Genomic DNA, 13,132 nt, shown 5'->3' on the forward strand with positions numbered 1-13,132 from the left:
GAGCATGGAGCTTGCGGAGTACTTCGAGCGCGCCGGCATCGTTGTCGGGTCGATGTTGATGGTGTCGCTGCCCGCGTCGCTGGTGCTGTGGGTGGTGACCGGCCCGGCGACGCCGTGGTGGGAGACGGTGGCGCAGCTCGCACCCGGCTTCGTGATCGGATGGTGGGTGGCTGTCGGGCGAGCGCCGGTCGAGTACGCGACCGTCTGGTTCACCAGCCTGTTCGGATACCTGCTGGCGTCGGCGGTGATGGCCGCCCTGAACGTCCGCCCGGTCGGTGCCAACCGGGTGTGGGCACTGATCGCGGTCATCGGGTCGCTGGCGGTCGTCGGGCTCGTCGACCACTACCGGTCGTGACTACGCCAACACGAGGATGTGGCGGACGAGCGACCGGTGGACGCGGCGCTGGAAGCGTGCGTCGACGGTCCAGCCCGCGGCGGTGGCTTCGGCGCGCCAGTCGCGGTCGGCGACGAGCACGCACCGGCCGGCGGTGACGCGGGCGAGCTCGTCGAGTGCCCCCCCGACCAGGTCGGCGAGGTCGTGGGTGGCGATCTTCGACTGGCGGCCGTAGGGGGCGTCGAGGACGGCGGCGTCGATGCTGTCGGAGGGCAACGGCAGCGCGGTGGCGTCGGCACGCCCCGTGGTGGCGTCATCGACGTAGTGGGTGAGGTTGCGGCGCGCGCCTGCCGCCATTTTCGCCTGGGCGTCCGTGCCGATGGGGTGTGCGCCGAGCAGCCCGGCTTCGATGAGCACGCCGCCGGTGCCACACATCGGATCGAGGACGCGGTCGCCGGGGGTGACGCGGGCGAGGTTGCAGGCCGCGCGCGCCAACAGCGGGTCCATGCTGCCCGGCTGGAAGAACGGGCGGTCGGTGGGTTTGCGGGTGCCGTAGTCGCGGACGGAGTCGGCGACGTGCCACCCCAGAAAGCAGTCGTCGGCGGTGAACAGCGCGCGCAGTTCGTGGTCGGGGGCGTCGAGGTCCACGTCGAAGCCGGCGTCCACGAGGACGGCGCCGAGGTCGCGTTCGGCGCGCTGGGTGTCCACGCCGGTCGTGTGGCGCACGTCGCGGGCGCGCACGGCGACCGACCCCGTGCGGTCGAGGGGCGCGTCCCGGAGCGCGGCGACGGCCGCGGGGACGGTGGCGGCGGCGGTTGTGAGGTGGTCGGCGGCGCGGTGCGTGTACGCTAACCCGGCTAGCGCGTCGGTGTCGAGGCTGCTGGCGGTGGCGACACCGGGCGCGACCACGGTGGCGTCGGGGGCTGCAGTGCGGGCTTCGGCGGCGGCGAACGCGTCGGCGTCGTCCCCGCCGAGTTCGAGCACGAACACGCACGACCTGGACGCCCGCCGGCAATCAGGCTGCCGGTGACGCTGGGTATTTGAGGCACCACTCCCCGGACTACCAATCTTTATAAAGGTTAAATACGTGGTTTAAGTCGAACGATGACCGACCCCAAGGAAACCATCAACATTGAAAACGTGGTCGCCTCCACCGGCATCGGGCAGGAGCTCGATCTCCAGAGCGTGGCGATGGACCTCGAGGGCGCTGACTACGACCCCGAGCAGTTCCCCGGCCTGGTCTACCGCACGCAGGACCCGAAAAGCGCCGCACTCATCTTCCGCTCGGGCAAGATCGTCTGCACGGGCGCGAAATCAACCGACGACGTACACGAGAGCCTCCGCATCGTCTTCGACAAGCTCCGCGAGCTCTCGATCAAGGTCGAAGACGACCCCGAGATCGTCGTCCAGAACATCGTCACGTCCGCTGACCTCGGCCGCCAGCTGAACCTCAACGCCATCGCCATCGGGCTGGGCCTCGAAAACATCGAGTACGAGCCCGAGCAGTTCCCCGGGCTCGTCTACCGTCTCGACGACCCCGAGGTCGTGGCGCTGCTGTTCGGCTCCGGGAAGCTCGTCATCACCGGCGGCAAAGAGCCAAAGGACGCCGAGCACGCCGTCGACAAGATCACGTCCCGGCTCGAGGAGCTGGGGCTCCTCGACTAGGCGGGCATGGTGGCGACCGTCGAACCGGTCGCGGGCACGCCGCTGCAGTATCTCGCCACGTTCGTCGGTGGCTGGCTGCTGTTCGGGTTCACGGCCCACGCGGCCGCGACGTACATCCTCGGGGACGTCCCCTGGAAGCGTGGCTTCCTCGTCGGCGTCGCGCCGGCCGTGGTGACGCTCGTGCTCGTGCGGTTCAACCCGCTGCTCATCGTCGCCGTCGGGCTGGCTGCCGACGCTGCCGCCGTGCGCGCCGTGTACCGGGTTCGCTACCGGACGACGGTGTTCGTCGTGGTGATGCATTACACCGTGTCGCTGGCGGTGGTGTTGCTGGTTGCGAACCTGCTGGCGGTGTTGTCGACGGCGCCCGGCTGACGGTCGCAGCCGGAGAGAACGCGCACCGCGATTTTTACCCATGGGCCGTGCAGTGACGCGCATGGACGAGTACGACCAGCGCGCACTGCGCGCCAGCGTGATGGCGCTCGGCGCGGCGGTGCTCGCGTACGCCGCCACCTACGTCCACCGGCCGGGGCCGGACGTTGCTGCGGTGTTCGGCCTCGGTGCCGTGGTGTCGCTGGCGGCCTACTACATGCTGGGTCGGCCAGCGTCGCTTGCCGACCGGTGGCTCGCGCCGGCCGGCGGGGCCGCCGTTTCGCTGGCCACGACCACCATCGGGGAGATGCGGATCGCGGCGATCGGGCTTGCGGCCGCGGGCGTCGTGGGCACGATGGCCTACCCCGCCGGCGGGACGGCGGTCCGACTCGTGGTCCGCGCGACCCGCCAGGTGGCCGGCGCGGAGGAGTGAGGTCAGTCCACGAGGCGTTCGATTTCGGTGACGAGGATGCCGGACGCGCCGACGGCTTTGAGCTCCGAGATCGCCTCGAAGACGTCGCGCTCGGGGACGACGGCGTGCACCGCAACCGTCCCCGGTTCGTCGACATCGAGCACCGTCGGGCCGCCAAGCCCCGGCAGCACTGCCTTCACGTCGTCGAGGCGGTCGGCGGGCGCGTTCAGCATCACGTAGCGCTTCCCGTGGGCGTCGAGCACGGATCGGAGCGCGGTTTCGACCTGCTGGACTTTGGGGTCGTCGTGGACGTCCTCGTGGGCGAACAGCCGCACTGACGACGACAACACCTCGTCGACGACCTGGAGGCGGTTGACGCGGAGCGTCGTGCCCGTGGACGTGATGTCGACGATGGCGTCGGCCATCTCGACGTGGGGCGTGAGTTCGGTCGCGCCGGTCACCTCCACGATCTCCGGGGTGGCGGTGGTGTCCGCGAAGTACGCGCGGGTGATCGTCGGGAACTCGGTGGCGACGGTCGCCCCGTCGAGGTCGGCGGGGGCGGTGACGTCGCCGTCCTCGGGGGCGGCAAGCACCAGTCGGCACGACCCGTAGTTGAGATCGAGGCGCTCCTCGACGCAGTCGACGCCGGACTCCCGGAGTTGGTCGTGGCCCGTGATCCCCGCGTCCGCCGCGCCGTCGGCGACGTACTCGGGGATGTCGGCGGCGCGCGCGTACAGCACCGTGAGCGCCGGGTCGACGGTGTCGGCGTACAGTTGGCGGTCGGCGCCGTCTTCGACGCCGATGCCGGCGCGGTCGAGCAGCGCCAGGGTCGGGTCGTGGAGGCGTCCCTTGTTCGGAACGGCGATGCGCATGCCAGCCGGTTCACCGGGGGTGCGGAACTAGCTTTGGGTGGCGGCGACGGGCCGGGGTTTGAAGCACGCGGGCGTCCCACCGGAGGGTATGCTAGATCGGACCCGGGAGTACGCGCCCGTCGGGTTGGTGCCGCTGGCGTGGGGGTTCACCGCTGCCGCCCACCTCGGATACGTCGGGTCGCACGCGCTGTTCGTCGCCCACGTCGTGATCGTGGGGCTGCTGGTTGCGTTCGGGGCGGTGTCCTGGACGGAGATGGACGCGGGCGCGCTGCAGGCGTGGCGCGGCGTCATCGTTGCGGGCGTCGGCGTGACGCTGCTCGGCGTGGCGTCGTTCCGGGTGCCCGCCGTGCCGGGCGGCGTGTTGCGCGCGGCGACCGTGGTCGGGTGGATGTTGCTCCCCGTGCGGGCGCTGGCCGTGACCGCGCGCCGAACGCCGGCCCCGGGGCTGGCGCGGGTCTACCTCGGCGCGGCCATGGCGTCGGTGGCTGGCGGGGCGGTGACGGTGGTGGGGCTTGCGGCGCCGCTGTCGGCGGCGTCGGGGTGGCTCGTGCTGGCGGGCATCGGGGCCGTGGGCGTGGGCCAGACCGCGAGCATCGCGGCGGCCGCCTGGGAGTCGTCGCGTCCCGACAGCTTTTCGCCCGGGTCGGGCGAACACGCGATATGAGCGACACGCTGCGGGTTGCCGGCGGCGCGGTACTGCATCCTGACTTCACCGTGAGCGACGGCGACGTGCTGGTTGATCGGGACGCCGGGGAGATCATCGCGGTCGGGGACACGCCCGCGGGCGACGAGACGGTGGACGCGGCGGGCTGTCTGGTGATGCCGGGGCTGGTGAACGCCCACTGTCACGTGGCGATGACGCTGCTGCGCGGGTACGCCGACGACAAGCAACTGGACGCGTGGCTCCAGGAGGACATCTGGCCGGCGGAGGCGGAGTTGGCGGACGGCGACATCCGCGCGGGGGCCCGGCTCGGGCTCGTGGAGATGATCCGCGCGGGCACGACGGCGTTCGCGGACATGTACTTCGAGGTGCCGGAGGTGGTCGACGCGATCACCGAGGCGGGGCTGCGTGCGCGGGTGGGCCACGGCGTGGTCACCGTCGGGAAGGACGACGCCGACGCGGTCGCGGACAACGAGGAGGCGCTGTCGGTCGCCCGCGAGTTCAACGACGCCGCCGACGGCCGCATCACGAGCGCGTACATGCCCCACAGCCTCACGACGGTCGGCGAGGAGTATCTCCGCGAGTTCGTCGCGGCGGCCCGTGAGGCCGACGTGCCGGTGCATTTCCACGCCAACGAGACCGAGCAGGAGGTCGAGCCGATCGTCGACGAGCACGGCAGCCGTCCCCTGGAGTACGCCGCCGACGTGGGGCTGCTTGCGGAGGATGACTTCCTGGCGCACGGCGTGCACACCACGGCCGGCGAGATCGAGTTGCTCGCGGAGTCGGGGGCAAGCGTCGTGCACTGCCCGGCGTCGAACATGAAGCTGGCGTCCGGGATGGCGCCCGTCCAGGCGATGCGGGAGGCCGGCGTGACCGTTGCGCTCGGGACGGACGGGGCGGCGTCGAACAACGACCTCGACGTGTTCGACGAGCTGCGGGACGCGGCGATGCTGGGGAAGCTACAGACCGGCGCGGCCGACGCCGTGCCGGCCCGGGCGGCCGTCGAGATGGCGACCGCGGGCGGGGCGGCCGCCCTGGGGTTCGACTCGGGGCGCATCGAAGTGGGCGCCAACGCGGACCTCGCGGTCGTGGATTTCGACGCGCCACACCTCACACCGGTCCACGATCACGTCTCGCATCTGGCGTACGCGGCGACCGGCCAGGACGTGCGGCACACGATCTGTGACGGCGAGGTCCTGATGCGGGACCGGGAGGTGCTGCCGTTCGACGAGGCCGCGGTGCGGGAGCAGGCCGCACAGCGCGCGAGCGAGCTGGCAGCGCGCGCCGGCGAGTAGCGCGGCGTGCCTGGTGGTGCCACGGGGACGCGTGTGGCGGCTCCGGTAGCGTTTTGAGGTCGGTGCCCGTGGGTTCTGGTATGACAACTGCACCGGCGATCAGCAGCCGGCTCGATGATCCCGAGTCGGCGCGCGAGACGGGGCGCGCGAAGATCGATTGGGCGTTCGAGCATATGCCGATCCTGTCCGCGCTCCGCGAGGAGTTCGACGCCAACCAGCCGCTGGCCGGCGAAACCATCGGGATGGCGATGCACGTCGAGGCCAAGACGGCGGCGCTGGTCGAGACGATGGCCGACGCCGGGGCCGAGATCGCGATCACGGGCTGCAACCCATTGTCGACACACGACGGCGTGAGCGCGGCGCTCGACGCCCACGAGTCGATCACCTCGTACGCCGAGCGCGGCGCGGAGGGGGAGGCGTACTACGACGCCATCGACGCCGTGCTGGCCCACGAGCCGACGGTCACGGTCGACGACGGCGGCGACCTCGTGTTCCGTGTACACGAGGACCACCCCGAGCTCATCGACACCATCATCGGCGGCACCGAGGAGACCACCACGGGCGTCCACCGGCTGCGCGCGATGGACGACGACGACGCCCTGGAGTATCCCGTGTTCGCGGTGAACGACACCCCGATGAAGCGGCTGTTCGACAACGTCCACGGCACCGGGGAGTCCGCGCTGGCGAACATCGCCATGACCACGAACCTCTCGTGGGCGGGCAAGGACGTCGTCGTCGCGGGCTACGGGGACTGCGGCCGCGGCGTCGCGAAGAAGGCCGCCGGCCAGAACGCGAACGTCATCGTGACCGAGGTCGAGCCGCGGCGTGCCCTGGAGGCGCACATGGAGGGCTACGACGTGATGCCGATGGCCGAGGCGGCCGAGGTCGGTGACGTGTTCCTCACCACGACCGGGAACAAGAACGTCATCACGCGAGCGCACTTCGAGCGCATGGACGACGGCGTGGTGCTGGCCAACGCCGGCCACTTCGACGTGGAGGTCAACCTCGATCACCTCTCGGAGCTCGCCGTCTCCGAGCGCGAGGCCCGCGAGGGCGTCCGCGAGTACGAGCTGGCCGACGGCCGCCGCCTGAACGTGCTGGCGGAGGGCCGCCTGGTCAACCTCGCGTCGCCCATCGGGTTGGGCCACCCCGTCGGCGTGATGGATCAGAGCTTCGGCGTGCAGGCGGTCTGCGTGCGCGAGCTCGTGGCGAACCGCGAGGAGTACGCGGCCGGCGTCCACAACGTGCCCGACGAGCTAGACATCGAGATCGCGGAGATCAAGCTGGCGGCCGAGGGCGTCGAGTACGACGCCCTCACCGACGATCAGGCGGAGTACATGGACTCCTGGCAGCACGGCACGTAAGCCGGCAGCGCCACCGGGCTGTGGCACAACGCACTAACCGGCCGGCGGCCTACCGTGGCGCATGATCGCGACGCAGGGCGCTGGCGTGCACGGGGGCATCCACCATGGCTAACTCCAACGCCAAGGGCAACCGGCGCGAGCGCGAGCTCGTGAACGCGCTCGACGAGACGGGGTTCGCCGTGATGCGCGCGCCGGCGTCGGGGGCGGCGACCAAGCGCGACCTCCCCGACGTGCTGGCGGGCAACGGCGAGGAGTTCTACGCCATCGAGGCGAAATCCTCGGCGGGCGACCCCATCTACCTTGACGGCGAGGAGGTGGAGTCACTGGTGTACTTCGCGCGGAACTTCGGCGCGAAGCCACGCATCGGCGCGCGCTTCGACCGGGAGGACTGGTATTTCTTCCACCCGGCGGACCTCCACACCACCGACGCGGGGAGCTACCGCGTCAAAAAGCAGACCGCGCTGGCCGACGGCACCGAGTTGGAGACGCTCGCCGGCGGCCCCGAGCGGACCGGCCTCGACGACTACTAGCGTCCTCGGTCGGGCGTCGGCTGCTTCGAAGCGCTTTTCCAGTGGCCCGTGGAATCGCAAGCCATGTCAGACGCGCTCGACGCCCGCGTGGAGGCCGGCATCGCCGTCCTCGCGGTGCTTGTTTTCATCGCTGTGCTCGTCGCCGCAGTGTCGGTGGGAGCCGGCGGGTTCGGAGCCACGTCCGGGTACGCAGTGGTCGCTGCGATAGTCATTTTCATCCTGTTGATGGCGGGGATCGGCTACTGGATGTCGGGCAAGCAGGGCTAATCGGGGCTGTCGTCGTCCTCGCGGTCCCGCCAGTCGGCGAGGTCGTCGTCGTCGCCGTCGTCGAGTTTCACCTCGTAGTAGGACAGCGGGTGGTTGATGGCGTCACAGAGGTCGTCGGGGTTCACGCAGTTCCCGTAGGCTTTCATCGTCGCACACGACGGCGCGGTGTACTCGGTGGGGCTTGAGTCGCCCTGAATGTGGTCGGTCTGGTAGCGCGTCATCTCCTCGCCGAACCCCGGATTGACCTCGTAGATGTCCACGATCTCGTCCGTCGACAGCCCGACGTTCGAGAGGAACGACGTGATGGCAAAGCGGGCGTGGTGTGGGAGGTGGTCGCCGCGTTGCACCTGGTCGAGGAGGTGTTTCATGCACGGCGGGAACAGCTCCGGCACGACGGTGTCGATCTCGCGGGTGAGATCCAGGTCCGCGAGGGCGTCCTGGATGGCGGCCACCGGCTCGTCGAGGGCGTCGGCGATCTGGTCGGGGACCGAGAGGGGCAGGCCGTCCGCGACGCGTTCGCGGATGGCTTCCCGGATGAGGGTGTCGAGTTCGGCGTCGGTGACCGGCACGCGACCGTCGTCGAGCGCGCGGTTGACCAGCCGCCAGTCGTCGTCGCGAAGCGATGACGCGAGCAACAGGTACGTCGGCACGTCCACCGTGTGGGCGTCCGGTGTGGCGTGAACGTGTGCCCTGAGATCGAACTCACTGAGGAGCGTGTCACGGGAGACGCGTGTGGTGTCGGAGACGCTTTTCAGGTCGGTGTCGGTGGACTCGTCGGCGGTGAACCGGTCGTAGGCCGCGTCGGCTTCGGCCGTGGCGTACTTGCGCACGAGCACGGATTCGTCGACGATGGACACCAGCACGCGGGCGACCGGATAGGACAGCACTTCGACGCGGGTGCTGACCGTGGCGGCCGGCTCGCCGATCGTGCCGTCCGTGAGCGCGCTGACGACGCGCTCGCGGGCGCGCTCGACGACGGCGTCGTCCTCGGTAACGACGCGAGCGAGGTCCACGCCAGCTTCCTCGACGGCGTCGCGGGCGTCCCCCAGGAAGGGATAGCGGGCGTGGCGGGCGTTCATGCTGGCCCGTGTTTGCGAGCGGACGCCGATAAGCACCCCGGCTTGGACCGACACGCTCACACGCCTTGCCCCCGACGCGTCGAGTGTGCTTGCGCGCGGCCCCTGGACGTGGAAGTACGCCCTGCCGCCCGCAGTCGTCGGTGTGGCGGCGCTCGCGGCGTCGTCGCCGTGGGGCGTCGTCGGCGTCGCGCTGGCCGCGTTCGTGGTGTGGTTCCATCGCGACCCCGACCGCAGCCCGAACGGCGCGGGCGTGGTTGTGCCCGCCGACGGCACGGTGTCGGTGATCCGAACGCGCGACGACGGACGGGTTCGCGTGGGCGTGTTCATGAACGTACACAACGTCCACGTGAACCGCGTGCCGGTGGCGGGGCGCGTCGAGAGCGTCGTCCACGAGCCGGGCGGCCACCGGCCCGCGTTCAGCAAGGAGTCCGCGCACAACGAGCGCGTCCGTATCGAGACGGCGGAGTGGACGGTGGTGCTCATCGCGGGCGCGTTCGCCCGACGCATCCATCCCTACGTCGAGGCGGGTGAGGACCTCGCGCGTGGCGACCGCCTCGGCCACATCTCGTTCGGGAGTCGCGCCGACGTGGTGCTTCCGCCGGCGTACGACCGCGGGGACGTCGTCGTGGAGTCCGGGCAGACGGTGCGGGCCGGCGAGACAGTCCTGGCCCGGTGACCGCTCGGAGGGCACGAGCCGGCGGCTGGACGGGTCCGGACGCGATCAGAAACGGAGCGGGCGGTGGCGTCAGTTGGACTGGATGCGCGGGGCCAGCATGTACGTGACGTGGCCTTGTGCGTCGGCGATGTCGAAGTGCAGCTTGATGGGGAACTCGTCGCCGAGTTCGAGTTCGACCTCCGCGGTCGTCGGGATGGCCTTGTTCATGTCCTTGAGGTAGTCGAGGCTGAACAGGCTGTGGGCGTCGCCGGCGTCGAGGTCGATGAGCTGGTCGGGCGCGAGTTCGAGGTGGACGTCGTCGGTGTCGCCTTCGGCGTTGACGTAGAACAGGTCGTCGCCGGTGTCGACGCCGAGCGCGATGTGGTCGGAGACCATGTCGGCGGCGGTGACCGCGCGGTCGATGTCGCGGCCTTCGATGGCGACGTGCGCGGGCAGATCGAGGTCCGGGATGTCCGGTTCCTGGCGGATCGAGTCGGGGTCGATGAGCGCAAGCGTGTATTCGAGGCCGTCGATCTGGATGTGGAGCTTGCGGGTTTCCTCGTCGAGTTCCAGTTGGATGAGCTGGCCGGCGTCGGCCATGCCCGCGATGTCCTCCAGCCGGGAGAGATTGACGCCGATGAGGCCGCCGTCGGCTTCATAGGATTCGAACGCAGTGGCGGCGAGATCGAGGTCGACCATGCCGACGCTGGCGGGGTCGACTGCGCGAATGGAGAGGGTGTCGTCGTCGAGGTGGATCTTGCACTCGTCCACCAGCACGCTCACGGAGTCGAGTGTCTCCTGGAGCGTGTCGGCGCTTACTATCGCCTTGAACATTATTGCAGACGGCTACGCAAGCCGCCCGTAAAAAGCCCCCGCTACGGGCGCGCGCGTGGGCGCCGGCATTGGCGGCGATCACACCCGAATCAGCCCGACGACCCCGAGTGTTTCCCCGATGATCCAGGCCACGAAGCCGAGGTATGCAACGAGGAGGGCGTACGACTCGGCGTCGGTGAGCGACAGCCCCGTGCGGAGCACGGTGAACAGCAGGACAGTGGCGAGCGTGAGCACACCCATCAGGGGGGCTGCGACGGCGAACGACACGGGGGCGCGCCCGGCGATGAGGACGCCGATCGGGATCGCAACCAGGAGATCGAACGTGTTCGACCCGAGGACGTTCCCGAGGCTGGTGACGCCGTGGCCGCTGCGCGCGGCCCGAACGCTCACCAGCGCGTCCGGGAGGCTGGTGGCGGCGGCCAGAATGGTCACGCCGGCGAGAAACGACGGGATGTCGAACGTGGCTGCCAGTCCCGTGACCGCGCCGACAAGCAGTTCGACGGCCACCGAGATGGCGGCCAGCCCGGCCGCGAGGCGCGCCCATGCCCGGGGCACGTCCACGTCAGTGGTGTCCGTGGTGGGGTCGTGGTCGCCCACGTCCTGCCACTGGATGAACAGGTACAGCCCGTAGAGGAGCAGCGGGACGAGCGCCAGCGGGCGCGTGACAGCGCCGTCGAGCGGGTCACCACCCGGGATGGGGGCGTAGATGACTGCCAGCGCGAACGTGAGCAGCAGCGTGGAAACCGCCAGCATGTAGAACTGGGCTTCCTTGTAGACGACCGTCCGGGTGGCGTCCAGCGGCTGGGTGGTGGTGATGCCGGCCAGCCCGGGCACCACGAGGATGTTGAAGATCGCCGACCCGACGATGGCCCCGACGCCCAGTCCGAACGAGCCGTCGAGGGCGGTGACGAGCACGCTCAGCAGCTCCGGGAAGCTGGAGCCGATGGCGACGACGATCGACCCCTGCACGACGGCGGGCAGTCCGTAATGCGCCGACAGCTGTTCGGCGGCGGCTTCGAGCCACGAGCTGCCGGCCCAGATCAGCAGGGTGGCGACGACGACGACCGCGACGTGGCCGGGGGTGGAGCCGACAAGAGCAGACGCCGCCCCCATCACGGACTCCCCCGCAGGGGTGTCCTAGCGGCTGCGGTTGGAGGGGCGGTGGCGACCGGGGGCGTGGGCGTCCGGTGGTGGGTAAGCACGCGTGTCGGCGGCGACGGCAACGAGGTGGAAACTGGTTTCGGTTGCTGTGAGCGGGCGTGAACACAGCTGAATTGCCGGCCGGTTTTTTGGGGTGCGGTCACGTACCACGTCACATGGTCGACGTGCCGCGACTGATGAGCACGCAACATCCGGACAACGCCACACTCCCGTTCTTCACCGCCGGCGACGTGATCGAGGGCGAGGACGAAATACAGGAGGCCTACTACGTGTACTCGCATCTGGGCTGCGACGAACAGATGTGGGACTTCGAGGGCAAGGAGGGCGACGAGTACGCCGTCAAGAAGCTGCTCTCGCGGTACGACGAGTTCTTCGCGGACCACCAGTTGGGGACGGACGTGCGGCTGACCGTTCGCGGCCCGAACCCCGACGTGGAGGGGTCCGAGGCGAAGATCCTGCTGGAGATCCTGGAGAGCATCCCGCGGTCGTTCGACGCCGCGCGGCGCTTCGCCGGCGAGTACGGGCTGGAGACGACCGCGCCGATCTTCGAGGTCATCGTGCCGATGGTGACCGACGCCGACCAGCTCAACGCCGTCCACGAGTATTACGAGCGGTTCGTGACCGGGAAGGCCGACGAGGCGGTCTGGGACGGCAGAACGGTCGAGGAGTGGGTGGGGGAGTTCGATCCGGCGTCGATCACGGTCATCCCGTTGATCGAGGAGCGGGAGGCGATGCTGGCGGCCGACGACATCGTCCGCGAGTACGCGACCGCCCACGACCAGGAGGCCGTCCGGGTGTTTCTCGCGCGCTCGGACCCCGCGTTGAACTACGGCTGTCTGGCCGCCGACCTCATCAACAAGGTCGCTCTGCAGCGCCTCTACGAGATGAGCGAAGCCACCGGCGTCGACGTCCACCCGATCCTGGGCGCGGGGTCGGCGCCGTTCCGCGGGAACCTCACCCCCGAGCGCGCGGCCGCGACCGCCGACGCCTACAGCGAGGTGGAGACGTTCACCGTGCAGTCGGCGTTCAAATACGACTATCCCGTGGAGACGGTCCGCGACGGGGTCGCCACGCTCCGTGACGCGGACCTGGGTGCGCCCCCGTTCCCCATCGACGAGGCGCGCGCGCTGGCCGTCATCGACCGGACCGCGGACGCGTACGCCGACCAGGTCGACGCCATCGCGGGGACGGTCAACCGGCTGTCGTCGTACGTGCCCGACCGGCGCGCCCGCAAGCTCCACGTCGGGCTGTTCGGCTACGCCCGCGAGGTCGGGGAGAACGCGCTCCCGCGGGCCATCGGCTACACGGCGTCGCTGTACGCGGTGGGCTGCCCGCCGACGCTGCTGGGCGCGCACGCGCTCACCGACGACGACGCGGCGTTCGTGCGCGAGGCGTTCCCGGCGTACTTCGACCACCTCGCGGACGCCGCGCGGTATTTCAACCCACGGTGTACGGACGTGCTCGACCTCGACGACGACACGCTGGCGGCCGCCGTCGAGCGCGTGGACGTCACCCCGAACAGCGAGCACCGCGCCGCCACCGACGACGCCATCGACGCCCTCCAGCGCGGCGACGACGACGCCCTGCGGTCGGCGATCCGGCGGGGGGCGCGTGAGCGACAGTTCCTCGGGTGA

Annotated in this window: 16 protein-coding genes; 11 read left to right on the forward strand and 5 right to left on the reverse strand. The window is 70.1% G+C overall.

Annotated elements, in window-relative coordinates; translation table 11 throughout:
• The first annotated feature begins 4 nt into the window (after window positions 1-4).
• Window positions 5-355: a hypothetical protein gene (locus JRZ79_RS22015; protein WP_205251158.1), complete on the forward strand. Its 351-nt coding sequence runs from the start codon at window positions 5-7 to the stop codon at window positions 353-355.
• Here JRZ79_RS22015 and JRZ79_RS22020 read toward each other — a convergent pair whose 3' ends face one another.
• Window positions 356-1,324, reverse strand: coding sequence for a TIGR01177 family methyltransferase (locus JRZ79_RS22020; protein WP_205252211.1), 969 nt, complete (start codon window positions 1,322-1,324; stop codon window positions 356-358).
• 114 nt (window positions 1,325-1,438) lie between these two features.
• On the opposite strand from JRZ79_RS22020, the gene JRZ79_RS22025 reads away from it, so the two are divergent.
• From JRZ79_RS22025 to JRZ79_RS22035, 3 genes are all read left to right on the forward strand, one after another.
• Window positions 1,439-1,999 (forward strand): TATA-box-binding protein, encoded by a 561-nt coding sequence (locus tag JRZ79_RS22025; protein ID WP_010903666.1) that lies wholly within the window; start codon window positions 1,439-1,441, stop codon window positions 1,997-1,999.
• A 6-nt stretch (window positions 2,000-2,005) separates the two neighbouring features.
• The gene (locus JRZ79_RS22030; RefSeq protein WP_136361583.1) at window positions 2,006-2,371 is read left to right on the forward strand and encodes a hypothetical protein; all 366 of its coding nucleotides are present in this window, start codon (window positions 2,006-2,008) and stop codon (window positions 2,369-2,371) included.
• A 61-nt stretch (window positions 2,372-2,432) separates the two neighbouring features.
• The gene (locus JRZ79_RS22035; protein ID WP_227970889.1) at window positions 2,433-2,801 is read left to right on the forward strand and encodes a hypothetical protein; all 369 of its coding nucleotides are present in this window, start codon (window positions 2,433-2,435) and stop codon (window positions 2,799-2,801) included.
• A gap of 2 nt (window positions 2,802-2,803) precedes the next feature.
• Here JRZ79_RS22035 and hisG read toward each other — a convergent pair whose 3' ends face one another.
• On the reverse strand, window positions 2,804-3,652 hold the full coding sequence (hisG, locus tag JRZ79_RS22040; RefSeq protein ID WP_136361584.1) for an ATP phosphoribosyltransferase: 849 nt from the start codon (window positions 3,650-3,652) through the stop codon (window positions 2,804-2,806).
• An 88-nt stretch (window positions 3,653-3,740) separates the two neighbouring features.
• On the opposite strand from hisG, the gene JRZ79_RS22045 reads away from it, so the two are divergent.
• The 5 genes from JRZ79_RS22045 to JRZ79_RS22065 all read left to right on the forward strand — a co-directional run bounded on the left by JRZ79_RS22045 (window position 3,741) and on the right by JRZ79_RS22065 (window position 7,769).
• The gene (locus tag JRZ79_RS22045) at window positions 3,741-4,316 is read left to right on the forward strand and encodes a hypothetical protein (protein WP_205252212.1); all 576 of its coding nucleotides are present in this window, start codon (window positions 3,741-3,743) and stop codon (window positions 4,314-4,316) included.
• The gene (locus JRZ79_RS22050; protein ID WP_010903671.1) at window positions 4,313-5,608 is read left to right on the forward strand and encodes an amidohydrolase; all 1,296 of its coding nucleotides are present in this window, start codon (window positions 4,313-4,315) and stop codon (window positions 5,606-5,608) included. The genes JRZ79_RS22045 and JRZ79_RS22050 overlap by 4 nt, the downstream gene beginning before the upstream one ends.
• 80 nt (window positions 5,609-5,688) lie before the next feature.
• Window positions 5,689-6,972 (forward strand): adenosylhomocysteinase, encoded by a 1,284-nt coding sequence (locus tag JRZ79_RS22055; protein ID WP_010903672.1) that lies wholly within the window; start codon window positions 5,689-5,691, stop codon window positions 6,970-6,972.
• Between the two features lie 104 nt (window positions 6,973-7,076).
• On the forward strand, window positions 7,077-7,502 hold the full coding sequence (hjc, locus tag JRZ79_RS22060) for a Holliday junction resolvase Hjc (RefSeq protein WP_010903673.1): 426 nt from the start codon (window positions 7,077-7,079) through the stop codon (window positions 7,500-7,502).
• A gap of 63 nt (window positions 7,503-7,565) precedes the next feature.
• Window positions 7,566-7,769, forward strand: coding sequence for a hypothetical protein (locus tag JRZ79_RS22065; protein WP_010903674.1), 204 nt, complete (start codon window positions 7,566-7,568; stop codon window positions 7,767-7,769).
• On the opposite strand, the gene priL is transcribed toward JRZ79_RS22065, so the two are convergent.
• Entirely contained in the window at window positions 7,766-8,848 is a 1,083-nt protein-coding gene (gene priL / locus JRZ79_RS22070; RefSeq protein ID WP_010903675.1) for a DNA primase regulatory subunit PriL, read from the reverse strand. The genes JRZ79_RS22065 and priL overlap by 4 nt on opposite strands.
• A gap of 85 nt (window positions 8,849-8,933) precedes the next feature.
• Between priL and JRZ79_RS22075 the strand changes: the two genes are divergently transcribed.
• Complete coding sequence (locus JRZ79_RS22075) at window positions 8,934-9,524, forward strand: protein sorting system archaetidylserine decarboxylase (protein WP_012289470.1); 591 nt, start codon at window positions 8,934-8,936, stop codon at window positions 9,522-9,524.
• A gap of 69 nt (window positions 9,525-9,593) precedes the next feature.
• On the opposite strand, the gene JRZ79_RS22080 is transcribed toward JRZ79_RS22075, so the two are convergent.
• Window positions 9,594-10,337, reverse strand: a complete 744-nt coding sequence (locus JRZ79_RS22080) for a DNA polymerase sliding clamp (protein ID WP_010903677.1) — start codon at window positions 10,335-10,337, stop codon at window positions 9,594-9,596.
• Window positions 10,338-10,415: 78 nt separating this feature from the next.
• Window positions 10,416-11,450, reverse strand: a complete 1,035-nt coding sequence (locus JRZ79_RS22085) for a sodium:calcium antiporter (RefSeq protein WP_010903678.1) — start codon at window positions 11,448-11,450, stop codon at window positions 10,416-10,418.
• Window positions 11,451-11,653: 203 nt separating this feature from the next.
• Between JRZ79_RS22085 and ppcA the strand changes: the two genes are divergently transcribed.
• Complete coding sequence (ppcA, locus tag JRZ79_RS22090; protein ID WP_205252213.1) at window positions 11,654-13,132, forward strand: phosphoenolpyruvate carboxylase; 1,479 nt, start codon at window positions 11,654-11,656, stop codon at window positions 13,130-13,132.

It is taken from the genome of Halobacterium sp. BOL4-2 (genome assembly GCF_016917835.2).
Lineage (GTDB): Archaea > Halobacteriota > Halobacteria > Halobacteriales > Halobacteriaceae > Halobacterium > Halobacterium salinarum.